Below are 22,403 nucleotides of genomic sequence, written 5' to 3'. Positions count from 1 at the left end.
GTCCGCGGCGGGCCGGGCGGAGCACGTGCCCCGCCCGGGTGCTACGCGGCGCCGCGCTCACCCATCGTGGCGAGCACGTCGCCGCGGTGGTAGTAGACCCGGCGGCCACTCTTGAGGCGCCGCCACTGATGGGTGTGGGCCAGCCAGTAGACGGTGCCGGACGTGATGCGCCACCCGGCGGAGATGTCCTGCGCGGTCAGTCCCGCCTCGCCTCGGCCGGAGCCTGCGGGAACCCTGTGCAGGGCGTGCCACGAGGCGGGCGACCAGGTGTGGCCGCGGTCGGCGGAGCAGGTGACGGCGGCGCGGCCGGACGGTGTGGCGGCACCGATGTCCGCGACCAGCGTCCCCCGGCAGCCGGTGCGGACGCACGGGCCCATCACCCTGTTCCGGTCCGTGCGGCCGGACAGCACGGTCCACGCCGCCTTCACGAGGGCGTCGGTCTCGGCGACGAGGTCTCCCGCCGACTCGTGGCCGGCCAGCCAGCCGGCGTGGTGGGTGAGGAAGGCCAGCAGTGCGACGGTGTTCCGGGTCGGGGCCTGGACCCGCTGTTCCGCGCGGACCACCCCGGCCCAGCTCGCCAGGATCGCGCGTATCTCGTCCCGGATGTCCAGGGCGGGGGTGCTGAGCGCGATGCCGGACGTGCCACGCCTGCGTACCCCCACCCGCTCGGCCGTCCCGCCGGAGGGCCGGGACGGCGTGAGCGAGTGGGTCAGTTCGTTGTACAGCTCCCCGAGGGCCATCAGGTTCTCGGTGATCCGCCGGCGGGTCGCCGGCGGGCCCGGGTCGTAGGAAGGAACGGAGGCACTCTGCATCTGCGACACCCTCTGCGATCGAATATGACGACAGCACTGACGAGCATGAGGGCCGGGCCTACCAGGTCGATACCGGACCGTTCCCGCCTCCGTCGGCCGAGGGGCCGTCAGAGCCGTACGGCGCCGGAGTTGAGGCAGGCGAGCAGGGTGCGTGCCTGGACGTTGACGTAATGTCCGTGCGCGGTCAGGGAGTTGAGCTGCCCGGCCGTCGCCCAGTGGTAGCCGGGGGGCGCGTCGAGGGGGGCCGAGTCGTCGTCGGCCGCCACGAACAGGTAGCGGATCCGCGCGTCCAGGAACCGGCCGCCCTCCTCGGAGTGCACGGCCCCGTAGTGCGCGCCGTGCCCCTCGGCGGCCGCCAGGACCAGGTCGAGGAACGGCGGCCGGTCCTCGGCGCGTTCGGGGGCCCAGTTGTCGGGGACGCACTGCACGGTCGGTGCCAGTTCGGCCGTGCCGAGGTGTCCTGCCTCCACCTTCGCGTGGACGAGGAGGTGCGGCACGCCGTCGAGGCGGCGGAACACGAACGCCGCCACTCCGGTGCCGCTCGGCTCGATCAGCGGCTGCGACCAGCCGGTGACCTCGCGGTTCCCCGCCTCGACGGTGACGCCGGCGACCCGGAAGAAGCGGCCGTCCGGGCGCCCGATGCCGTCCGCGTCGCGGGTCCAGCCGTCGACCTGGTCCAGGGCCATCAGCCGGGTGTCGACGTCGTGGCGGGCCCGCTCGGCGGTGAGCCAGGAGAGCAGCTCGGTGTCGGAGTGCAGGGCCCCCGGCTCCGGCGCCGGCATCGGGAAACAGGACAGGACCGTACGGGTGTCCATGTTGACCACGGTGTCCAGGCGCAGCAGTTCACCGATCTGGCCCAGGGTCAGCCAGCAGAAACCGGCGGCCCGGGTCACCTCCCGGTCGGTGGCCTCGACCAGCATGTTCCGGTTCGCCTTGCGGTAGAACCAGGAGCCGTGTTCCGACTGGAGCGAGTCGGCCAGCACTCGTCCGCGGGCCGGGTCCGTGAAGTGCTCCAGGTACCGCACCGCGGCGCCTTCGTGGACCCGCTGGTAGTTGCTGCGGGTGGCCTGGACGGTGGGCGACAGCTGGAGCAGGTTGGGGTTGCCGGGTTCCATCTTCGCCTGCAGCAGGAAGTGCAGGACACCGTCGAACTCCTTGGCGAGCAGGCCGAGGATGCCGATCTCCGGCTGGTGGATGATGGGCTGCTGCCAGGCGCGGTGCGGGCCCTCGCCGACCGTGACGGCCAGGCCCCGCACGGAGAAGAACCGGCCGCTGCGGTGCACGATGTCACCGGTGCCGGGTGCGACGGACCAGCCGTCGAGCCGGTCCAGCGGCACCCTCCGTACGGTGAAGCGGTGGGCACGGGCCCGGTCGGCGAGCCAGCCGGTGACGTCCTCGGTGCGCAGCTGGTGGCCCTGCCCGGTCGCGGCGGCGGACCTGGCCAGCCGCGCGGGCAGGCCCTCGGCGACCCGGGGGCGCAGCAGCGCGGCCGTGCTCACCGTCGGCCTCCCACGCCGCCCCGGTCGCGGCCGGCCGTGTCCGCGAGGTGGTCCACCGTACGGCGCAGCGCCTCGGTGAACGGGGTGCGGGGCGCCCAGCCGGTGGCGGAGCGGAACGCGGAGGCATCGATGGTGACGCTGCTGAAGTCCCCGGCCTCCGCGTGCGCGGGGGGCTCCACCGAGAGCACCGGCACGGGCGGCTCCCCCGTGCGCTCCGCGACCAGGGCGGCGACCTGTTCGAAGACCTGCCCCAGGGGCCTGCCCTCGCCGGTGCCGAGCAGCCAGTGGCGGTCGGCCAGGGCCTCGGTGCGGTCGACGCCGGCGGCGACGGCACGGGCCAGGTCGTCCACGTACAGCAGGTCGCGGCGGACCGTTCCGTCGTGCCACATCGTGATGGGGTCGCCGGCCAGGGCGCGGCGGGCCATCGCCGAGACGATGCCCCGGTCGCGGGCCGTGGATCCGTGGGCGTGTCCGAAGACGGTGGGCAGCCGCAGCGACACCCCGCGCAGTACGCCGCGGGCGCTCGCGTCGAGCAGGAGCCGTTCGGCGGCCAGCTTCTGACGGTCGTACTCACCCTTCGGACGGTCCGGTTCGGTGCCGTCGAGGACGTCCTTGCCGGTCGGGCCCGCCTGCGAGGCGGCTCCGGTGAACACGACGCCCGGCGGCGGCCCGGCCGGCCGTGCGGCGAGGGCGTCGACCAGGTCGCGGGCCAGGCCGACGTTGACGCGCTCGGCTGCCGTGTCACCGTCCTCGATGCGCCAGGTGGAGGTGGCCGCGCTGTAGAGCGTGGCGAGGACGATCACATCGGCGTCCGCCACGGCGGCGGCCAGTAGGCCCGGCTCGGTGAGGTCGGCCTGCCGTACCTCGATGTCGGCCGCGGCTCCGGGCGGGACGGCCGCGGGGCGCCGGGCGACCGCCCTGATGCGTACGGGCCGGGCGGCCAGTTCGCGCAGCACGGCCGAACCGATGAATCCGGTGGCGCCGAGCAGCGCGATCCTCGGTGTCCGGGTCACTTCCACAGCGCGGCCTCCACCTTCCGGCAGGTCTCGTACTCGGGCAGCAGCCCCTTCTTCCGTGCCTCGGCGAGCGTGGGCGCGACGGCGTCCCGTTCGGACTGCGCGAGGCCGTACCCCTCGGGGACGGGCAGCCCCAGTTCCGGGTCCAGGGGGGAGACGGCGAGTTCGTTCTCGGGGACGTACCCCCGCGACATCACGTAGACGATGACCGAGTCGTCCCGCAGGGACATGAAGGCGTGGCCCACTCCGACCGGGATGTACAGCGCCTGGCAGCTGTCGCCGTCGAGTTCCGTGGATTGCCACCGTGCGAACGTCGGTGAGCCGACGCGCAGGTCGACGAGGTAGTCCCGTACCCGCCCGTGGGGGCAGTAGACGTATTTGGCCCGGCCGGGCGGTGTGCTCGTGTAGTGGATGCCGCGCAGCACGCCGCGCGCGGAGAGGTTGTGACTGATGTCCCGTACCGGGAACAGCGGCCTGCCCCGGGCACCGGTGAACGGCTCGTCCTGGTACGGCGAGGTGAACAGACCCCGGTCGTCCCGGTGAACGGGGGGTACGAACGCGAACGCGCCCTCGATGTCCAGCTGGTGCACCCGCATGGCACTCACTCGCCTTCCAGGGTGACGAGCACCTCGCGCAGGGCGCTGACGACCTTGTCCTGCAGCTCTACGGGGAGGGACGGATACATCGGGAGGGAGAAGATCTCGCCGGCCAGTCGCTCGGTCACCGGCAGGCTGCCCTCGGGGTATCCGAGGTACTGGAAACCGGACATGGTGTGCACCGGCCACGGATAGCTGATGTTCAGCCGGATGTCGTACGCCTTGAGGGCTTCGATGATCTCGTCGCGCCGGGGGTGGCGGACGACGTACACGTAGTAGACGTGGGTGTTGCCGGGGCCGGTGACGGGCAGTTGGAGCCGGCCCCGGCCGGTGAGGTCGCCCAGTTGCTCCTCGTAGCGGCGGGCGACGGCGTTGCGCCCGGCGACGTACGCGTCGAGGCGGCCGAGTTTGCGGCGCAGGATCTCCGCCTGCACCTCGTCGAGCCGGGCGTTGTGGCCGGGGGTCCGTACGACGTGGTACTGCTCCCCCATTCCGTAGTAGCGCAGTTGGCGCAGCGCGCCGTCGGTCTCCCGGTCGCGGGTGAGCACCGCGCCGCCGTCGCCGTAGGCGCCCAGCACCTTGGTCGGGTAGAAGGAGTACGCCGCGGCGTCGCCCATGGTCCCGGCGAGCCTGCCGTGCCGGCGGGCGCCGTGCGCCTGCGCGCAGTCCTCCAGGATCTTCAGCCCGTGCCGGTCGGCGATCGCGCGCAGCGGCTCCATGTCGGCGCACTGCCCGTACAGGTGGACCGGCAGCAGCACCTTGGTGCGCTCGGTGACGGCGGCCTCGACCTTGTCGGGGTCGATGAGGAAGTCCTCCTCGCCGACGTCCACGAACACGGGTGTCGCGCCCGTCGAGACGATGGCGACGACCGTGGGCGCCGCCGTGTTGGAGACGGTGATCACCTCGTCGCCGGGGCCGACCCCCATCGCCTCGAGAGCCAGCTTCAGGGCGTTGGTGCCGTTGTCGACCCCCGTGCACCAGCCTCCGCCGTGGTGGGCGGCGAACTCCTCCTCGAAGCCCTGGACGCTCTCGCCGAGCACCAGGCGGCCCGAGGCGAAGACCTTCCCGACGGCGTCGAGGATGTCGTCCTTCTCCTTCTCGTACTCGGGCAGATAGTCCCAGACGTACGTGGTCATGGTTCTCCTCAGAGACTCGGAGACGCAGCGTCGGTCGGTCAGGGGGAGGACCGGTCACATGGGGACCGGTCAGGTGGGGAGCGGTCAGGTGGGGAGCGGTCAGGTGGGGAGCGGGGCGCGCACGGCCTTCCACCACGCGGAGTTGGCGCGGTACCAGTCGACGGTCGCGGCGAGGCCGTCGTCGAAGGAGTGCCGTGGCGCGTATCCGAGTTCGTCACGGATCTTGCGGTCGTTGATCGAGTAGCGCAGGTCGTGGCCCTTGCGGTCGGGCACGTGCCGGATCATCGAGGCGTCGGCACCGCACAGGCCGAGGAGCCGTCCGGTCAGTTCGAGGTTGGTCAGCTCCTCGCCGCCGCCGACGTGGTAGATCTCCCCCGCCCTGCCCCGGGTGAGGACCAGATGGACGGCCCGGCAGTGGTCGTCGACATGCAGCCACTCGCGTCGGTTGCGCCCGTCCCCGTACACGGGCACAGGCTCGCCCTCCAGCAGCCGGGTGACGAACCGCGGGATGAGCTTCTCCGGATGCTGGCGGGGCCCGTAGTTGTTGGAGCAGCGGGTGACGGAGACGTTCAGGCCGTGGGTGCGCCAGTGGGCGCGCGCGACCAGGTCGGACCCCGCCTTCGAGGCGGCGTAGGGGGAGTTGGGGAGGAGTGGCGACTCCTCCGTCCACGCCCCGCGGTCGATCGACCCGTACACCTCGTCGGTGGAGACGTGCACGAAGCGCTCCACGCGGGCGGCGACCGCCGCGTCGCAGAGGATCTGCGTGCCCAGGACGTTGGTCCGGGTGAAGTCCGCTCCCCCGTCGATGGACCGGTCGACGTGCGACTCCGCGGCGAAGTGCACCACGGCGTCGTGTCCGGGCATCAGCTCGGCGAGGAGCCGGGCGTCGCAGATGTCGCCGGGTACGAAGGTCAGGCTGTCGTGGGCGGCCGGCAGGTTGTCGCGGTCGCCCGCGTAGGTGAGCTTGTCGAGGACCGTCACGGTGTGCGCGGCCCCGGGCTCGTACGTCCTCGACAGCAGCGCCCGTACGTAGTGGGAGCCGATGAACCCGGCGCCGCCGGTCACCAGGATCCTCATGACGCCTCCTCGTACCGCGGGTCGCTGGTGATCTCCATCAGGTACTGGCCGTAGGGCGACTTGGCCAGGGCGAGGCCGAGCCGGTGACAGGTGTCCCGGTCGATGTAGCCCATCCGCCAGGCGATCTCCTCGATGCAGGCGATACGGACGCCCTGGCGGTGGAAGAGGATCTGCACGTACTGCCCCGCCTCGGTGAGCGTGTTGTGGGTCCCCGTGTCGAGCCATACGAAGCCCCGGCCCAACTGGACGCACGTGGCCTTGCCGCGCTCCAGGTAGATCCGGTTGACGTCGGTGATCTCCAGTTCGCCGCGTTCGGAAGGGTTCAGCCGGCGGGCGATGTCCACCACGTCGTTGTCGTAGAAGTACAGGCCGGTGATGGCCAGGTCGGAGCGGGGTACGGCGGGCTTCTCCTCCAGCCGGACGAGCCGGCCCGACGCGTCGACCTCGCCGACCCCGTACCGCTCGGGGTCGCTCACCGGGTAGCCGAACAGGACACAGCCGTCGACGTCCCGGGCGCCGGTGCGCAGGATCTCGCCGAACCCGGGTCCGTGGAAGAGGTTGTCGCCCAGGATGAGCGCGACGGAGTCGTCCCCGATGTGCTCGGCGCCGACGAGGAAGGCGTCGGCGAGGCCCCGGGGCTTGTCCTGCTCGGCGTAGGTCAGGGTGATGCCGAGGGCGGCCCCGTCACCGAGCAGCCGCCGGAAGTCCGGGACGCTGTCCGGGGACGCGATGATCTGGATCTCGGTGATGCCGGCGAGCATCAGCACGGACAGCGGGTAATAGATCATGGGTTTGTCGTAGACCGGCAGCAACTGCTTCGAGACCCCCAAGGTGATGGGGTGCAGCCTGGTTCCGTTGCCGCCGGCCAGGATGATTCCCTTCATCCCGGGTCCTTCCCGGTGTCGGAGATGGTCATGGACGTCCGGCCGACGGGGCCGGCGGTACCGCTCGGCGCGCGCTGCTCCACCGCCAGCACCCGGTGCCTGCGCAGGTCCTCCTCCGCCGTCTGCTCGACCCGGTTCATGGCGAAGCGCAGCAGAGGCGGAGCCATCAGGGACGTCAGGACGGCGACCAGGACGACGATGCTGTACATCTCGACGGTCAACAGCCCCAGGCGGACGCCGGCCAGGGCGATGATGACCTCGATGACGCCGCGCGCGTTCATCCCGGCGCCGAGGGCCATGGACTCCCAGCGGTTCATACGGCAGGTGAGTCCGCCGACGAACGCGCCGAGGAACTTGCCGAACACGGCGATCGCGAATACCGCGAACCCCCACAGGGCGATACGCGGGTCGGCGAGGGCGGTGAGGTCCATGCGCAGCCCGGCGGTCGCGAAGAACAGCGGGGCCAGGACCGACATCACCGTGGTGTTCAGCGGGACCAGCGCCGACGGGTCGAAGTCCTTGGCGCTGCCTATGAGGATGCCGCACAGGAACGCCCCGAACACCGCCTCCAGACCGAGGGCGTGGCTCCCGGCGGCGGAGAGGGTCATCAGGACGACCGTGGTGATCACGGGCAGCCCGGAGTCGCCGCGGCGGGCGGAGGCCCGCATCGCGGCGCCGACGACCAGCCGGCCGACGGTCATGGTGACGAGCAGCAGCAGGGCGACCTTGCCGAGGGTGAGGAACACCCCGCCCGCCGCCAGACCGGCGGTGGCCATGGAGGCGATCACGGAGAGGAGCACCCAGCCGACGGTGTCGTCCACGGTGCCGGCCACCAGGATCATCTGGCCCACGTCCCGGTGGATGAGCTTCATGTCGATGAGTGTGCGAGCGATGACCGGGATGGCGCTGACACACATCGCCACGCCCACGAACAGCGCGAACACCGTCGGGTCGGCACCGGGAGCGTGCAGGCTCGTCGGCAGCAGGAACCCGAGGCCGACACCGAGGGCGAGCGGCAGCACCAGCCCGGCGGCGCTCACCCCCGCCGCTCGGCCTCCCTGTCTGCGCACGAGCTTGAGATCGACGTGGATGCCGGTGAACCCGACGAGGAGGATGACGCCCAACTGCCCGACGGCGTCGAGCAGATGCATGGACTCGGCGTTCTGCGGGAAGAGCCAGTGGCCCGCCCTCGGTGCCGCCGCGGCCAGCAGGGACGGCCCGAGCAGCACTCCGGCCGACAGCTCCCCCACGATGGCGGGCATCCCCAGTCGCTGGGCGAGCCGGCCGAGGAGCAGTGCTGTCAGCAGGAGCACACCGACCTGCAACAGCAGCACCAGCAAGGTGTGGCTGGCGAGAGGCGCGATCACTGTGGCCGCCATGAACATGGAAGCTCCTTTTCCCTACGTCTCGGACTGGTTTCCCACGACTTCCCGGATCAGCTCGGTTCAGGTCCGCTGCCCGGAACGGCTCGGATCAGGTCGGATCGGATGCGGATCGGATGCGGGTGAGGGTCGGGGTCGGGGTCGGGGTCAGGCAGCGTGCTGGGCGTCGTCCTCGATCGACTCGAAGTGGCTCGGCCGTCCGTCCCGGTGCACTTCGCGGCCCCGCTTCTGCGCCTCGTGGCGGTGCAGGAGCTCCCAAGTGCCGTCGCTGCGGCGGAGGGTGACGGAATGCCACGGCGTCAGCCACGCGTTCGCGGCGTCGAGGAGGCGGATGCCGAATTTGCTCTCGCCCCGGTTCTGCGGGTGGATGGAGAGCCGCACGTTGCGCGGATAGCACTCGGCGATCAGTTCGCTCCAGGCCCGGCTGCGGAGGATGACCTCGTACGCCCGTCGGCGGCACTCCCGCTGGAGCGCCGAGCGGGAGCCCTCCCACTCCGACGTGTCCTCCACCAGGAACCTCGTGATGCCGCGGTACATGGACAGTGTGGATTCGTTGTTGCGCACCTCCGCCTTCAGCTCCTCGATGGAGGGCCCCAGGTTCTCGGCGGCGGCCCGGCGCTTCTCGTCGTACGAAAGACGCGGCCCGTACACGTCCCGGAGGTCGAACGTGGAGAGGTGGTCGGAGAGCCCTTCGGCCTCGATCATGGCCCGCAGTTCGTCGCCGTACGCGTCTATGTGCTCGTCCGGGACGCCTATGACGTCACCGAAGATATGGCCGTCGGAGCAGATCAGAATCCTCGCACCGGGAGCATAGACCTTCTCGATCTCCAGGCACAGGGCGTGCAGGGACCGCAGGGCGAGCCGTTCTCCCTGGTCCGGGAGGTGGTTGAAGACCTTGGCCGGGTTGGGTGACTTGCAGGGGAAGCCGGGCACGCTGAAGATCACCTGCTGGTTGTCGCGGATGAAGTCTCCCAACTGTTTGAGCTGCTCCGGAAAGGCGTCCGTGGTGTCGAGATGCGGGTCGCGCTCGACGGTGCGCCGGTGCGGGAGGAGGAGGGCCAGGATCCGGTGGGCGGTGTGCTCGGCGTCGGGCGTCGGAGTGGATACGGTGCAGGGCTGGGACATGTCTGTTCTGCTCGTTTCCGTGAGTCGCGTAACTGAACGTTGTGGGTCGATCGGTGTGCGGGACCGGGTACGGGCGGCGGCTGCGCGTCTGCACGGCTGTCGCCACTCGGGCCGGTCGGTGCTGCGGACCGGTGCTGTGGATCGGTACTGCGGTGAGTGCCGCGGTCAGTGCCGTACGGGGCAGCCGCGGGGCGGCGCGGTGTCCGACGGGCCGTAGGCCACGGGCAGTTCGTTGACGCCTCGGGCGAGGACAGCGCTGATCCAGACGAGGTCCTCGTCGTCGACGGCGAGGCGCAGTCCGGGCAGCCGGGTGAGCAGCGCGCGCAGGGCGATCTGCAGTTCCGTGCGCGCGAGCGCGGCACCCGGGCAGAAGTGGATTCCGTGGCCGAACGCCAGGTGCGGATTGGGCGTGCGGTCGAGGTCGAGCGTGTCGGCGTCGGGGAACCGCTCCGGATCGCGGTTGGCGGCGCTCAGCGACACGATGACCGAGTCGCCGGCCGGGATCCGGGTGCCGAACAGATCGGCGTCCTCGGCGAAGAACCGCCAGGTGGTGAGCTCGAAGGCGCCGTCGTACCGGAGCAGTTCCTCCACGGCCCGTGCCGGCAGTCCCGGGTCCCGGTCACCACCGTCGTCGCTCATGGCCTCCTGGAGGCGTCGGAGCTGGGCGGGGTGGCGCAGGAGGGCGATGAGGGCCGTGGTGATCTGGTTGGTCACCGGCTCCTGTCCGGCGACGAGGAGCTGGAAGACGATGGAGTCCCGCTCCTCCTTGGTGACGGTGCCTTCCTCGCACGCCGTGACGAGTTTGGTGAGGAGGTCGTCGCCCGGGTGGCGGCGCTTGTCCTCGGTGACTTCCGCTATGTAGTCCTGGAGGCCGCGCAACCGTCCCTCGTAGAGGGGCCGCCCCGGGTCGGAGGGGCCGACGGGCTGTACGACCTTTCCCCAGTCGCGGTCGAAGCGTGCCGCCAGGGCGGCCGGCAGACCGATCACCTCGGCGAGGACGCGGAAGGGGTAGTGCGCGGCGAAGGCGCCGACCACGTCCACCACACCGCTCGGACCCCGGCCCTCGTCCCTGCTCCCGTCCCTGCTTCCGTCCGGGCCCTTGTCCTGACCGTCGTCCCGGCTCTCGCTCGCGGTCGCGCCGAGTGCCGCGTCGAGCAGTTCCTCGGCGATCTCCTCGAACCGGGAGCGTGCCTGCTCGACGTTGCGGGGCGAGAACGCCTCGGTGACGATCTTCCGCATCACGGTGTGCTTCGGCGGGTCCTGGTGCAGCAGATGCGCCTGGAGCTGCGCGTGCTGCGGCTCCGGCATGATGGCCGCGCGTTCCCGCCAGGCGGCGTTGCCGAGGTCGTGGTTCTTGCCCAGCCGATCATCGTTCAGAGCGCTGTGCGCCGCCTCGTACCCGGTGACGAGCCAGGCGTTGACCCCGCTGGGGAAGGCGACCCGGTGGACGGGGCCCTCCTCCCGGAGCTTTTGGTACAGCGGGAAGGGATCGGTTTTGTACGCCTTTCCATAAAGAGGAATCGGTTCGGAATGCGGCATGGCGCCTTCCTTCCTGGTGAGCAGCCTGTTTCCCGGAAAGGGGAACGGCGGTTCGCGGAGTTCCGCACACGGTTCGGCCCGGCGCGGTGCACGACGGCGCACGGACAGTGCGTGAGCGTGAAGTGATGAGCAGGTGCTTGTGGAAGTGCGGCGCGATGTGCGGGGCGACCTGCGAACGGGATGTCCGTGGTGATTCCCGTGGACCGGATCCACCGTGTCCTGAGGTCGCCTACAGTGCGCTGCGCTTCCGCTCGGACGACGACTCGTCCGAACCGTCAACGCGTACAAGTCACCAACGGTGAGCGAGTCTTCTTGGCCACAGGCCGACATGTCAACGCGCATGCGTTCATTTCGAATTGACGTTCATCACTGAACGCAATCCGCCGACACCCGGTCAAAACCCTTCGCCCACCGCCTGGTTCGTCCCATAGAGTGATTTCCATGGTGGCCTCACGGGGGAGCGCTGTCCGGTTCGAACTTCTGGGCACGTTGGTTATTTCGGTCGGAGGAAAACAACTCCACTTGCGCAGTCCGCATGCTCGCGCGGTACTGATCGCATTACTGCTCGAGGCGAATCGCCTCGTTCCGATTTCCCAGCTGGTGGAAGCAGTGTGGGAACAGAATCCGCCGGCCACGGCGGAACATCAGGTCCGCAAGATCGTGGCCGCCCTGCGTACCCGCATCCCTGATCTCCAGGAAATCCTGGTGACGGACGGGCCGGGCTATCGCATCGCCGTCGGTGACGACCAACTGGACCTGATCGCCTTCGACAGAGCGCTGGACGCGGCACGGCGGTGCGACACCGTGGACGACGAGGCCGCCGCGCTGGAGGCGGCGCTCGGCCTGTACCGGGGACGAGTCCTCCCCGACAGCCGCAGCTGGGTACTGGCCTCCGCCGCGGCCGCCCTGGAGGACCGCTGCCTGAGCACCCGGGAGCGGCTCCTGGAGCTCTGGTTGGCACAGGGCCGCGCCCAGGACGCGGTGGGCGAGCTGATCCCGCTCGCCGCCGAACACCCTTTACGGGAGTCCGTGAGCGCGCTGCTGATGGCCGCGCTGTACCGGGTGGGCCGAACCGCCGACGCGCTGCACGTCTACCACGACCTGCGGAAGCAGCTCGCCGAGCAGCTCGGCATCGATCCGAGCGACGTCGTCAACTCCCGCTACCAGCAGATCCTCCGCAACGAGATCGGCTCCGACCACGAGCCCGTGGCGGGACCCGGCCGGCCCACGGCCCCGGCGCTCCCCGCCGGGCCGCCGCGCTCGCTGCCGCACGACCTTCCCGACTTCACCGGCCGCGAGGCCGAGCTGGACCGCCTGCTGTCCCGGGTCACCGCAGACACCACAGACACCGCCGACACCTCCGCCGACACCGTCGACACGTCAGACACCTCAGGCGCCGCCAACCGCCGGTCCGTACGGATCGTCACGGTCGACGGAATGGCGGGCAGCGGCAAGACCGCCCTGGCCGTGCACGCCGCCCACCGGCTCGCCGAGCGGTACCCCGACGGACAGGTCTTCCTCGACCTCCACGGCTTCAGCTCGTACGGCGCCCCCGTCGGACCGCGGGACGCTCTGGGCACGCTGCTGCGGACGGTCGAGGTGCCCGACGAGCACATCCCGGTCCACCTGGCCGACCGGGAGAGCCTGTGGCGGAGCCTGACCGCGGAGCGCCGCATGCTGCTGCTCTTCGACAACGTTCTCTCCTCTGACCAGGTCCGCCCGCTGATCCCTTCCGGACCGGGCTGCCTGGTGCTCGTCACCGGCCGCCCCCGTCTCGCCGAGCTGGACGGTGCGACACCGCTGCCCCTGCCGCTGCTCTCGCCCGCCGGAGGGCTGGCGCTGCTGCGCCGCCTCCTCGGCGGGCGGCGCGTCGACGCCGAGCCGGGGGCCGCGGCCGAGTTGGTCGCGCTGTGCGGACGGCTTCCGCTGGCCCTTCGTATAGTCGCCGCGCGGCTGGCGAACCGCCCTCACTGGACGCTCGCGTACCTGGCCGGCCGCCTCCGCGACGACACGGCCCGCCTCGACGAGCTGGCCGTGGAGCAGCGCAGTGTCCGCACCGCCCTGGACCTGTCCTACGCGGCGGTGCCCCGACGGCATCAGGAGCTGTTCCGACTGCTGGGCGCACACCCCGGTCCGGACTTCGACGGACCCGCTGTCGCCGCGCTGGCCGGGCTCTCCCCGCAGAGAGCGGAGAGCCTGCTGGAGGATCTGCTCGACGCCCGGCTGCTCGTCCAGCACACGTCCGGTCGCTACGCATTCCACAGCCTGGTCCGCGACCTGGCCCGGGAGAGCGCCGCTCGCGATCCGTACCCGGCCCACGGGGCGGGGCACCGGCTGCTCGACTTCTGTCTGCCGGTCGCCGACGGGGCCGCCCGGAGGGACGGCCTCGCGGCGGGCGACCACGAGCCGCGACGCTGCGCCACGCCTCTCGGGTGACCCCACCCCACGCCGGGGCCGGGGCTCACCCCGGCCCCGGCTCAGCGGAGCGGCGCGAGGACCTCACCGGTCGCGGCCGCGCGTACAGTGATCGCCTCCATGGGGCAGGTCTCCGCCGCGTCCATCACCCCGTCGTCCGGGCCGATCAACTCGTCCACCGGACGGGCCCGGCCGCCCTCCAGCCGCATTCGGCCGAGCGCGGTTCCGAGGCACAACCCGGTACCGGCGCACGCGAGCCGGTCGACTTCGATCCGCCACTGAACAGGATCCTGGTCCATCTCCTCGTTTCCTTTCACCGTCACCGAATTACCGAGTTACCGAATCGCCGTCACCGAACGGCAGGGCGGCAGGGCGGCGGGGGGCGCGCCTGCCGGGGCCGCCCCCTCTCCCTGTGCCCTACCGGGCCACCAGTTCTTCCAGGCGGGCGGTGATGTCGAGCGGCGTCGGCATGGCCTTGATCTCCGCGCGGACCTCCGCCGCCGCCGTCCGTATCTCCTTGTCCGCGATGACGGACTCCAGCAGCTCCGGCCCGATCTCGTCGGGCCGCACGATCCTGCCCACACCCCGGTCGGCGATCACCTGGGCGACCTCGGGCCGGCCAAGTCCCTTGAAGGCGGGCACCACCTGGGGAAGGCCGTGCACCATCGCGCCCAGCGCCGTGCCCGGACCGGCGTGGTGGATGACCGCCGCACACCGCGACACCAGCGCGCCGTAGGGCACCCAGTCGAAGGCCCGCACATTGTCCGGCAGCGGCCCGAACGGCTCCAGGTCCACCCGGGGAAGGGCCACGACGAACTCGGCCTGCGTCTTGGGCGCCGTCGCCAGAAGCTGTTCCAGGATGACCGCGGCCTCCCCCGGCACCGGCCCGCTGCCGAGGCTGACGGCGATCCGGGGCACGTCGGGCGTGGAGTTGAGGAGGTCGTACAGCGGCTTCGGCAGCGGACCGCTGCCGTTGTAGGGCACGTACCCCATCGACCACGCGCCGGCCTGGGCGGGCAGAACGCTCGGCGGGGTGATGTCGATGGTGGCCCGCACCTCGGGCAGGTCCACGCCGTGCTCTTCGAAGAGGTCCGCGTGGAGTTCGCGCATCATCTCGGCGGACGGGTTCACGAACCCGAAACCGTGCTGCACCGCGGGTACGCCCAGCTTGGCCGCCGCGACGAGGCCGGGCGTCAGCAGCGGCGAGTGCACGACGACGTCCGGCCGCCACTCCTCGGCCGTTCGGATGATCGCGTCGACCATCTCCGGCTGGAGCCGCAGCGCCGACGCGACCGCGCCGCCCACCACTTCCAGGTATCCGACCCCCGCCTCCTCCTGGAACAGCCGTCCCGCCACCTCCGGATGGTGTTGCGCCAGCTTGCCCAGCATCTGCTCCAGGGACAGGCCGGGCGCCACGTCCACGGTGCGCGCGCCGGCCTCGCCCAGGGCAAGACCGGGCCCGCTGGAGGCGACCAGGACCTCGTGGCCGGCCAGTTGCAGCGCCCAGGTGAGCGGCACCACTGGGTAGGTGTGTCCCGTACCCGGGGTGATCGTCATCAGTACACGCATAGCTGTGAGTTCTCCGTTCAGGAAGCAGGGAGCAGGGAGTAGGGAAACGAAGGTGGAAACCGAAGGTGGACGTCCGTACAGGGATCAAGCCGGTGGAGACGGCTTCAGCGCAGCGACTTGACCGGGTGCTCCGGGCGCAGCCCGATGGCCATGGCCCGTGCCGGTATCCCTTGCAGCACGGGCAGCCGCTTCAGGATCCGCAGCAGCACCGGTGTGGTGGACTTCCCCTCGCCGCGGATCCACGGTTCGAGGAATCGAGTCTGGAGAAACCGCTGCATCCGCTGGATGGCCATCGTCGGCGGCATACGGCGGCGCTGCACCCGCACGAGGTGCCCGTCGTCGAGTGTGCCGTCGCTCAGCGGTTCGGCCAGGATGTTCGCGGCGGCGACGGCGTCCTGCACGGCGAGGTTGATGCCGACGCCCATGATGGGCGACATGGTGTGGGCGGCGTCCCCGATGCACAGCAGGCCGGGCCGCCACCACTGGCGCAGTCGGTCGATCTGCACGTCGAGCACCTTGACGTCGTCCCAGGTCCGCACCTCGTGCACACGGTCGGCCAGGAACGGCTTGAGCGTGACCAGCGTCTCCCGGAACCGGTCCAGGCCCTGGGCCCGCATCTCGTCGTAACCACCCTTGCGCACGGCCATGGCGGCCTGCCAGTGGCTCTGCCGTTCGATGCGCACCAGGAGCTGGCCGTCGGAGAGCCGCCCGACCATGCCCCCCGGATCGGCCTCCCGCTTCGAGAGCTTGAACCACAGGATGTCTATCGCGGAGCCGAAGACCTGGGACGTCAGTCCGGCGGACTCGCGCACGATCGACCGCCGGCCGTCGGCGGCGACCGTGAGGTCCGCCTGGATCTCGTGCTCCTCCCCGTCGCCGTCCCGGTAGCGGAGGCCGGTGACGCGTCCCTGGTCCGTGGTCACCGCGACGACCTCGCTGTTCCGCAGGAGCCGGAAGTTGCTGAAGCGGTTGGCCTCCTCCAGAAGGAAGGTGAGGAAGTCGGACTGCGGCAGGAAGGTGATGTGTTTGAACCTCCCGGGCAGCCGCCGGAAGTCCGCGAGGGTGTACGTCCCGTCGTCGGTCAGGATCTGGAGGTCGTGAATCTGCTGGTGGGCCAGCTTCTGGAATGTGTCCTCAAGGCCCAGTTCGCCCATCAGACGGAGGGTGGAGGCGTGGACCGTGTCCCCCCGGAAGTCACGCAGGAAGTCGTCGTGCTTCTCCAGCACCACCGTGTCCACCCCAGCTCTGGCGAGCAGCATGCCGAACATCAGTCCGGCAGGCCCCGCACCGGCGATGACGCACCTGGTGTGGCTCAGTCCCATGGTCTCCCCCATCAGTTCTCAAGCAGTTCCCAAGTCCAAGTGGTTCTCAAGTGGTTCTCACATGGCTCTCGAAGTCGTTCTCACCGTCGTTCTCAAGGCAGACGCGCCGCGGACCGTGCGGCACCGGTGGACGGACATGACGGATGTCCCGCGGTCACCAGGTGACGGGCAGGGCGGCCGGGGCCCGCGCGATGAGACCGGGCTTCCACGGCACGTCCTCCGCCAGGCCGGTCAGGCGCAGGGTGGGAAACCTGGTGATGAGCCCTTCCAGAGCCACTTTCAGCTCGGCGCGGGCCAGGCTCGCGCCGAGGCAGAAGTGCATGCCGTGGCCGAAACCGAGGTGGGGATTGGTCTCCCGGTCGAAGCGGATGGTGTCCGGTGTCTCGAAGACCCGCTCGTCGCGGTCGCCCGCGGCCCGTTGGAAGATCACCGTCTCGCCCCGGCGGATGAGCACTCCGCCGATCTCGACGTCCTCGGTGGCCCGGCGCGGGAAGCTGCCCACCGAGCGGAGCGGAATGATGCGCAGCATCTCCTCGATGGCCGGGTCCAGCAGCGCGTGGTCCTGGAGCAGTTGCTCGTACAGATCACGCTGGGCCAGCAGCAGGAAGGAGACGTTCGAGATCATGCTGAGCGAGGTCTCGTGGCCGGCCATGAGGACGCCGATGCCGGTCCGTACGGCCTCTGTCTCGGACAACTGCCCGGCGTCCAGCGCCTCGATGAGTACGGACAGGAGGTCGTCGGAGAGGTTGCCGCGGCGCTTGGCGATCAGCTTGCGCAGAAACGCCTCCAGCCCGTCCCTGGCCTCGTCTATCTCCTCCTTGGTGTGCGCGGAGGTGGCGACGAAGACGTCGGAGTACCGGCGGAACTCCGCGCGCTCCTCGTACGGGACGCCGAACAGCTCCACGATCATGCGGACCGGGAGCGGTATCGCCAGGCGCTGTACGAGGTCGCCGGGCGGCCCGGCCTCCTCCATGGCGTCGAGCTCGGCGGTGACGAGAGCCCGCATACGGTCCGCGAGTTGGGAGACGATGCGCGGCCGGAACGCGTGCGCGACGACCTTGCGGATCCTGCCGTGGTCCGGCGGATCCATGCTGAGCAGATTTCCCGGGCGCAGCGGCAGGGGCGTCACCCGGGCGGTGTCCTGGGCGGTCGCGGCGTGCGAACTGAACCGGGGGTCGGAGAGGAACTGCTTGATCTCCGGGTAGCCGGTGATCAGCCAGGCTTCACCGCCGTAGGGCATGGTCACTCGGGACACCGGCTCGTTGCGGCACAGCTCCAGATAGCGCTCGTGCAGATCGAGCCGGACAACGGTGCCGAAGGGGTACTTCGGCGGTGCGGCCACGTCTTTGACATTCATGATTTCCACCTTCTGCGATTCGTTCGTCGCGGATGACGAAGAAACCCGAGAGGCGCAGCTCTTTCGGGCGGGAATGATCATTGGTCGGGCGGCGGCGAATCGGACGCAGGCCGCATCACGCCCTCGCATGGGAATCCTCTCACGAGGGCCGTACGCTAATGCCGTGTTCGACGGCCCGTCCTCTTCCCTGAAAATGCGACGGGATACGGAAAAGGACCGTCGGGGAATTGATGATGGGTGACAATGGAGCCCGAAGCCCGTGGTCCGTGGTCCGTGGTCCGATGCCCAAAGACCGTGGTCGGGACCGGGCGTACTGCTGACGGCCGCCGACCGGAGGTCGGCGGCCGAACAGAAGGGGTTTTCCGGATGCTCTCGTTCAGCCGGAGGCCGGCACGAGACCCGTCTCAGACGCTCACGCCGGAGCTCTCCCTGGCCCTGGCTTCCCGCTCCACGTTGTCGGCGAACCGGATCCATCTCTCCGCGCACGCCCGAGCCAGTGCGGCGACCCCGCCGGCGCTGTGCGGAGGGATCGTGGTGGCCAGCCTCGTCCATGCGGACGGATCGACGTCGTGGACGGCGAAGCAGCGCAGCAGGAAGCGGCCGGCCTGGGAGAGCCGTAGAGCAGGGTCCTTGCGCAGCCGGTCAAGCAGGTCGGTGGGCTCGCGGACCAGTCGCCCGTCGACCGCCGCCCGCTGCGGCGCCTGTTGCTGCGGTGGCAGCTGCGGCGACGACAACGACGGCGACCGCGACGGCCGGACGGCCGCCCGCCCCTCGGACCGGCCGGAGCGCGCGCTCCGGCCCTCCGGCACAGGATCCCGTCCGAGTGCGATGCGCTTCTTCACGTCGTGCGCGGTGCCGAGCGAGATCCCGGCGGCCTGGGCGATCTCGCGCAGACTCGCGCCGGGGCGCCGCAGCATCAACTCGCCCGCGTACTGCCGGCCGCTGGCAACGCTGTCCATGTCCGCGCGGCGCTGTTTTCCGTCCAGCCCGACCCGGGTGTTCAAATGCGTAACCTCCACAGTTGAACGCCTCACCCGCGAGACGGTGCGCGGCGACAGCGCGGTGACGGACGCGACGTACCGGTCCGAGAGCGCCGGGTTCTCCTTCAGGATGCGGACGGCCGCCGCGAGCCGGTCGCTGTGGGTCAGAGGCTTGCCGTGGGAGGTGTTCAGGCTCACCGCCACGGTGAACAGGCTCCGCTCAGGCACCTCCAGGAGGTATGCGCTGATGGTCCGGTCGCCGCGCGCCCGGGCGGCGGCAAGCCTGTGCATTCCGTCGACCACCCGCCCGGTGGGCCGGTGCACGACAATAGGTGGAAGTTCTTCGTCCAGTACGCCGAGCGTGTCGACGTACTCCTGATCTAGACCCTTGATGCGTGGCGAGTCTCCCGGTAATAACGAGTCGACCGGTACTTCCACGCGCGTCGCCGTACTCAGGACCGGCGAAAAGGGCACCTTGATATCACCGCTGCTCATCGAGTCCCCGCGTTCCCCCGTAGTGCTTCGATGGTGACCTCAGCACGCTAACAACCCGATCCAGGGCAGGCAAGGAGAACACAGAGTGAGATTATCAGCGGTAAAGGAAGGAATGCATTCCGCTCATGCTGCTGGACAGACAATAGGATAGGCGAAAGCGGTTGCAATTGACCACGGGAGCCGATCGCCGTCGGCGCCGATCATGTGCGCCGGTAGAGCCTCATGGTGATGAAGCCGAAGACCGCGATCAGAGCAGCCGACCAGCCCAGCGTCCAGAGTACGTCGGCGCCGCGCGGACTGTCTTCCATCAGACCGCGCACGGCTGAAGCCACATGCGTGATCGGGTTGTTCTCGACCAGTGTCCGCAGCCAGCCCGGCATGGTCGCCGGGTCGACGAAGATGTCGCTGAGGAAGTTCAGCGGGAAGATCACTGTCATCGAGGCACCGATCACCGTTCTCTCGTCGCGCACGAGCAGACCGAACATGGTCCCCACCCACGAGAAGGCGAAGGCGAACACGATGAGGAGCAGGACACCCAGGACGACACCCAGCACACCTCCCTCCGGCCGGAAGCCGATGAGCAGTCCGGCCGCGAGCATCACCGCCGACGCGATCGAGTAGCGCAGCACATCGCCCAGGAGATGGCCGACCAGCGTCGACGCCCCCCAGACGGGCAGCATGCGGAAGCGGTCGAGGACGCCCTTGTCGATGTCGTTCCTGATCGCGATGCCCGTGTACATGGTGGTCATCACGACCGACATCACCAGCACACCCGGCAGCAGGTACTGGATGTACTCACGCGGCGAGCCCGCCAGCGCACCGCCGAAGAGATAGGTGAACATCAGGACCAGCATCACCGGAAGCACGGTGACGTCGGCGAGTTGCTCCGGGATGTGCTTGATCTTCAGCATGGACCGCCAGCCGAAGGCGAGCGAGGCCGAGAGCGGACCGGGCGGGGTCGGCCGCTCCACGGCGAGGAGCTCCACGAGTGACCTGGTGGAGACGGGAGGCAGTTCGTCGTCGCGCCCGGCGCCGGCGATGTCGCCGGATGTCGTGGTACTCACGCCGCGGCCTCCTTCCCGGCGGTCCGCGATCCCGCGGAGGCCCGGTCCGTCCGATGGTCGGTGAGGGCGAGGAAGACCTCGTCCAGGCTCGGCTGGCCGAGCGAGAAGCTGTCGACGGTGATGCCGCGGCGGGCCAGTTCCGCCAGGGCACGGGCCGCCCGCTCGGCGGCTCCCCCCTCGCCGCCGCCGTCGGCGTTGCCGAGGCGGGCGGTCAGCGCCAGCGGATCGGGCTCCCGCTGCACCTCGGCTCCGAGGGCCAGGACGAGGACCTGCTCGGCCTCCGCCCGCTGCACCGCGTCGCGCAGCCTCAGGTGCACGGTCCCGGCGCCGACGGACGCCTTCAACTCACCCTTGGTCCCCTCGGCGATGACCTTTCCCCGGTCGATGACCGCGATACGGGACGCCAGTTGGTCGACCTCGTCCAGATACTGCGTGGTCAGCAGTACGGTCCTGCCCTGGCCGACGATCGCCCGGACGATCTCCCACACCTGATTGCGGCTGCGCGGGTCGAGACCGGTGGTCGGCTCGTCCAGGAAGAGCAGATCAGGCGTGTTGAGCAGGGAGGCGGCGATGTCGAGGCGGCGGCGCATACCGCCCGAGTAGTCCTTGACCTGGCGGCCGGCGGCGGCGACCAGTTCGAAGGTCTCCAGCAGGTGACCCGCCCGGCGCCTCGCGCCCTTCTTCGTGTGTCCGGTCAGCCTGCCGAGCAGGACCAGGTTCTCCGTGCCCGTCAGGTCCTGGTCCAGGGAGGCGTACTGACCGGTGAGGCCGACCCGGCGGCGGACGGCGTCCGACTCCCGTACGACATCGTGGCCGAAGATCCGGGCCTCGCCGCCGTCGGGACGCAACAGGCCCGCGAGCATCCTCACGCTCGTCGTCTTGCCTGCCCCGTTCGGGCCGAGGACGCCGTAGACCGTGCCCTGGCGGACGGTCAGGTCGACCCCGTCGACGGCCCGGTTGGCGCCGAAGGTCTTCACCAGGCCGACGGCGTGGACGGCCAGGTCCGAGGCGGCGCGGTCCGTCATGTCCGGCCCTCCTCACGCACCGCGTCCCGGCCGGGCGCCCTGGCCGCTTCGGGACGGCGCCGGAGCCGCTGAAGCACGAGCATCCCGCCGACGCCGGGCACGAACGACCGCCATCGCGTTCCCGCGGAGGCACCTGCGACCGTGGCGGAGAACGTCGTCGCGATGACGACCAGGTAGGCGGTGCCGTGCACCGGGCCGCCGAGCGAGGTGACCGGCCGGGCGTGGACGGTGAACACGTTGACGAGCAGGATCAGGAGAGAGGCGGCCTCGACGGCGGCCGCGGCGCGCAGTGTCTTCACTCCGGTCACGCCCCCGTCGTGGAGCCGGGGCGGACGATCATCAGGACCACGACGACCGACCACAGCAGGTTGAAGATCCCGGTGAGCATCGTCAGCCGGGAGGCGGCCACGTCCAGCCCCTCCGTCTCGGCGCTCTGACGGGGCAGGGCGAGCAGCCGCTGCTGGCTGGGCAGGATCAGCGCCGCCAGCATGAGGGCGGCGATCACCGTCAGGATCATCGACACGATCAGCCAGGTGTCGGTGAGGACTCCGAGCTGGGCACCGGTCGCGAGCCCGAAGACGGGCACGACGAACCCGGCGACGGCATAACCGCGGCAGATCCGGTGCAGGAGCGACGCGATGCCGGCCGCGTGCCCACTCGCCTCCCCCTCGTCCGTCACCGCCTGCTTCGCGTAGCGCGGGAAGAGTGAGGCCGCCACAGCGATCGACCCGACGGCCAGGATGGCGCCGAGCACGTGCGCGGACAGCAGAACCTTGGTCACAACAGATGCCTCCGGGTGACAGAAGCGGATCTCGATAGATTGGCTACCAATAGATAGCACACCTACACCCAGGGCAGACAGATCACCTGCTCAGGGACACCGACCCGCTGAGCGGCCGTCAGGACCGGTTGCGCCAACCGCGATCGCGCCGCCGTCCGGGCGCGGGTACACGGTCACCGGCCGCGCCGCAGCGGAGCCCGCCCGGACCGCGCACGGACTTGTACAGCGTGCCGTTCATCTTGGCGGCCCCTCATGGACCGAAGGCCGCGCCCCGCGTACGGTCGTGGCGTTGCCCCAAGAAGGGGCGCGCGACGGGGGGTCGCATCATG

20 protein-coding genes are annotated in these 22,403 nt (G+C 70.3%); 1 reads left to right on the top strand and 19 read right to left on the bottom strand.

Annotated elements, in window-relative coordinates; genetic code table 11:
• Window positions 1-41: 41 nt before the first annotated feature.
• From ACLVWQ_RS20840 to ACLVWQ_RS20795, 10 genes are all read right to left on the bottom strand, one after another.
• On the bottom strand, window positions 42-812 hold the full coding sequence (locus tag ACLVWQ_RS20840; RefSeq protein WP_414110517.1) for a hypothetical protein: 771 nt from the start codon (window positions 810-812) through the stop codon (window positions 42-44).
• Window positions 813-919: 107 nt separating this feature from the next.
• Window positions 920-2,311 (bottom strand): NDP-hexose 2,3-dehydratase family protein, encoded by a 1,392-nt coding sequence (locus ACLVWQ_RS20835; protein WP_414110516.1) that lies wholly within the window; start codon window positions 2,309-2,311, stop codon window positions 920-922.
• A complete protein-coding gene (locus ACLVWQ_RS20830) occupies window positions 2,308-3,330 on the bottom strand; it encodes an NAD-dependent epimerase/dehydratase family protein (RefSeq protein ID WP_414110515.1) in 1,023 nt (340 codons plus the stop codon). The genes ACLVWQ_RS20835 and ACLVWQ_RS20830 overlap by 4 nt, the downstream gene beginning before the upstream one ends.
• Window positions 3,321-3,923 carry a dTDP-4-dehydrorhamnose 3,5-epimerase family protein gene (locus tag ACLVWQ_RS20825; RefSeq protein ID WP_414110513.1) on the bottom strand — a complete coding sequence of 201 codons (603 nt, stop codon included), beginning with the start codon at window positions 3,921-3,923 and terminating at the stop codon, window positions 3,321-3,323. The genes ACLVWQ_RS20830 and ACLVWQ_RS20825 overlap by 10 nt, the downstream gene beginning before the upstream one ends.
• A gap of 5 nt (window positions 3,924-3,928) precedes the next feature.
• Window positions 3,929-5,059 carry a DegT/DnrJ/EryC1/StrS family aminotransferase gene (locus ACLVWQ_RS20820; protein ID WP_414110512.1) on the bottom strand — a complete coding sequence of 377 codons (1,131 nt, stop codon included), beginning with the start codon at window positions 5,057-5,059 and terminating at the stop codon, window positions 3,929-3,931.
• A 99-nt stretch (window positions 5,060-5,158) separates the two neighbouring features.
• Complete coding sequence (gene rfbB / locus ACLVWQ_RS20815) at window positions 5,159-6,136, bottom strand: dTDP-glucose 4,6-dehydratase (RefSeq protein ID WP_414110511.1); 978 nt, start codon at window positions 6,134-6,136, stop codon at window positions 5,159-5,161.
• Entirely contained in the window at window positions 6,133-7,020 is an 888-nt protein-coding gene (gene rfbA / locus ACLVWQ_RS20810; protein ID WP_414110510.1) for a glucose-1-phosphate thymidylyltransferase RfbA, read from the bottom strand. The genes rfbB and rfbA overlap by 4 nt, the downstream gene beginning before the upstream one ends.
• The gene (locus ACLVWQ_RS20805; protein WP_414110509.1) at window positions 7,017-8,399 is read right to left on the bottom strand and encodes a cation:proton antiporter; all 1,383 of its coding nucleotides are present in this window, start codon (window positions 8,397-8,399) and stop codon (window positions 7,017-7,019) included. Before ACLVWQ_RS20805 ends, rfbA begins: the two co-directional genes overlap by 4 nt.
• Before the next feature lie 150 nt (window positions 8,400-8,549).
• Window positions 8,550-9,527 carry an L-tyrosine/L-tryptophan isonitrile synthase family protein gene (locus tag ACLVWQ_RS20800; protein ID WP_414110507.1) on the bottom strand — a complete coding sequence of 326 codons (978 nt, stop codon included), beginning with the start codon at window positions 9,525-9,527 and terminating at the stop codon, window positions 8,550-8,552.
• Window positions 9,528-9,692: 165 nt separating this feature from the next.
• Window positions 9,693-11,066 carry a cytochrome P450 family protein gene (locus tag ACLVWQ_RS20795; protein WP_414110506.1) on the bottom strand — a complete coding sequence of 458 codons (1,374 nt, stop codon included), beginning with the start codon at window positions 11,064-11,066 and terminating at the stop codon, window positions 9,693-9,695.
• A 441-nt stretch (window positions 11,067-11,507) separates the two neighbouring features.
• On the opposite strand from ACLVWQ_RS20795, the gene ACLVWQ_RS20790 reads away from it, so the two are divergent.
• Window positions 11,508-13,502 carry a BTAD domain-containing putative transcriptional regulator gene (locus ACLVWQ_RS20790; RefSeq protein WP_414110505.1) on the top strand — a complete coding sequence of 665 codons (1,995 nt, stop codon included), beginning with the start codon at window positions 11,508-11,510 and terminating at the stop codon, window positions 13,500-13,502.
• 41 nt (window positions 13,503-13,543) lie between these two features.
• Here ACLVWQ_RS20790 and ACLVWQ_RS20785 read toward each other — a convergent pair whose 3' ends face one another.
• The 9 genes from ACLVWQ_RS20785 to ACLVWQ_RS20745 form a co-directional block, all read right to left on the bottom strand.
• A complete protein-coding gene (locus ACLVWQ_RS20785; protein WP_414110503.1) occupies window positions 13,544-13,780 on the bottom strand; it encodes a ferredoxin in 237 nt (78 codons plus the stop codon).
• 118 nt (window positions 13,781-13,898) lie between these two features.
• Window positions 13,899-15,038, bottom strand: a complete 1,140-nt coding sequence (locus ACLVWQ_RS20780; protein ID WP_414110502.1) for a nucleotide disphospho-sugar-binding domain-containing protein — start codon at window positions 15,036-15,038, stop codon at window positions 13,899-13,901.
• Window positions 15,039-15,154: 116 nt separating this feature from the next.
• Window positions 15,155-16,372: an FAD-dependent oxidoreductase gene (locus ACLVWQ_RS20775; protein ID WP_414110500.1), complete on the bottom strand. Its 1,218-nt coding sequence runs from the start codon at window positions 16,370-16,372 to the stop codon at window positions 15,155-15,157.
• Window positions 16,373-16,526: 154 nt separating this feature from the next.
• Complete coding sequence (locus ACLVWQ_RS20770; RefSeq protein WP_414110498.1) at window positions 16,527-17,729, bottom strand: cytochrome P450; 1,203 nt, start codon at window positions 17,727-17,729, stop codon at window positions 16,527-16,529.
• A gap of 404 nt (window positions 17,730-18,133) precedes the next feature.
• Window positions 18,134-19,147 (bottom strand): hypothetical protein, encoded by a 1,014-nt coding sequence (locus ACLVWQ_RS20765; protein WP_414110496.1) that lies wholly within the window; start codon window positions 19,145-19,147, stop codon window positions 18,134-18,136.
• 257 nt (window positions 19,148-19,404) lie between these two features.
• On the bottom strand, window positions 19,405-20,268 hold the full coding sequence (locus ACLVWQ_RS20760; protein WP_414110494.1) for an ABC transporter permease: 864 nt from the start codon (window positions 20,266-20,268) through the stop codon (window positions 19,405-19,407).
• Window positions 20,265-21,293, bottom strand: a complete 1,029-nt coding sequence (locus ACLVWQ_RS20755) for an ATP-binding cassette domain-containing protein (protein WP_414110493.1) — start codon at window positions 21,291-21,293, stop codon at window positions 20,265-20,267. Before ACLVWQ_RS20755 ends, ACLVWQ_RS20760 begins: the two co-directional genes overlap by 4 nt.
• A complete protein-coding gene (locus ACLVWQ_RS20750; RefSeq protein ID WP_414110491.1) occupies window positions 21,290-21,601 on the bottom strand; it encodes a DUF3817 domain-containing protein in 312 nt (103 codons plus the stop codon). Before ACLVWQ_RS20750 ends, ACLVWQ_RS20755 begins: the two co-directional genes overlap by 4 nt.
• The gene (locus tag ACLVWQ_RS20745) at window positions 21,598-22,074 is read right to left on the bottom strand and encodes a hypothetical protein (protein WP_414110490.1); all 477 of its coding nucleotides are present in this window, start codon (window positions 22,072-22,074) and stop codon (window positions 21,598-21,600) included. Before ACLVWQ_RS20745 ends, ACLVWQ_RS20750 begins: the two co-directional genes overlap by 4 nt.
• Between the last annotated feature and the right edge of the window lie 329 nt (window positions 22,075-22,403).

The organism is Streptomyces sp. CWNU-52B, assembly GCF_047444975.1.
Classification (GTDB): Bacteria; Actinomycetota; Actinomycetes; order Streptomycetales; family Streptomycetaceae; genus Streptomyces.
This window is presented reverse-complemented; position numbering and strand designations above follow the sequence as displayed.

Excerpts from the sequence above, each read along its gene's own strand:
- ACLVWQ_RS20790 (WP_414110505.1), top strand. The coding sequence starts at position 11,508 with ATGGTGGCCTCACGGGGGAGCGCTGTCCGGTTCGAACTTCTGGGCACG.
- ACLVWQ_RS20775 (WP_414110500.1), bottom strand. The coding sequence starts at position 16,372 with ATGGGACTGAGCCACACCAGGTGCGTCATCGCCGGTGCGGGGCCTGCC.
- ACLVWQ_RS20800 (WP_414110507.1), bottom strand. The coding sequence starts at position 9,527 with ATGTCCCAGCCCTGCACCGTATCCACTCCGACGCCCGACGCCGAGCAC.
- ACLVWQ_RS20780 (WP_414110502.1), bottom strand. The coding sequence starts at position 15,038 with ATGACGATCACCCCGGGTACGGGACACACCTACCCAGTGGTGCCGCTC.
- ACLVWQ_RS20840 (WP_414110517.1), bottom strand. The coding sequence starts at position 812 with ATGCAGAGTGCCTCCGTTCCTTCCTACGACCCGGGCCCGCCGGCGACC.
- ACLVWQ_RS20755 (WP_414110493.1), bottom strand. The coding sequence starts at position 21,293 with ATGACGGACCGCGCCGCCTCGGACCTGGCCGTCCACGCCGTCGGCCTG.
- ACLVWQ_RS20795 (WP_414110506.1), bottom strand. The coding sequence starts at position 11,066 with ATGCCGCATTCCGAACCGATTCCTCTTTATGGAAAGGCGTACAAAACC.
- ACLVWQ_RS20785 (WP_414110503.1), bottom strand. The coding sequence starts at position 13,780 with ATGGACCAGGATCCTGTTCAGTGGCGGATCGAAGTCGACCGGCTCGCG.
- ACLVWQ_RS20805 (WP_414110509.1), bottom strand. The coding sequence starts at position 8,399 with ATGGCGGCCACAGTGATCGCGCCTCTCGCCAGCCACACCTTGCTGGTG.
- rfbB (WP_414110511.1), bottom strand. The coding sequence starts at position 6,136 with ATGAGGATCCTGGTGACCGGCGGCGCCGGGTTCATCGGCTCCCACTAC.
- ACLVWQ_RS20770 (WP_414110498.1), bottom strand. The coding sequence starts at position 17,729 with ATGAATGTCAAAGACGTGGCCGCACCGCCGAAGTACCCCTTCGGCACC.
- ACLVWQ_RS20820 (WP_414110512.1), bottom strand. The coding sequence starts at position 5,059 with ATGACCACGTACGTCTGGGACTATCTGCCCGAGTACGAGAAGGAGAAG.
- rfbA (WP_414110510.1), bottom strand. The coding sequence starts at position 7,020 with ATGAAGGGAATCATCCTGGCCGGCGGCAACGGAACCAGGCTGCACCCC.
- ACLVWQ_RS20825 (WP_414110513.1), bottom strand. The coding sequence starts at position 3,923 with ATGCGGGTGCACCAGCTGGACATCGAGGGCGCGTTCGCGTTCGTACCC.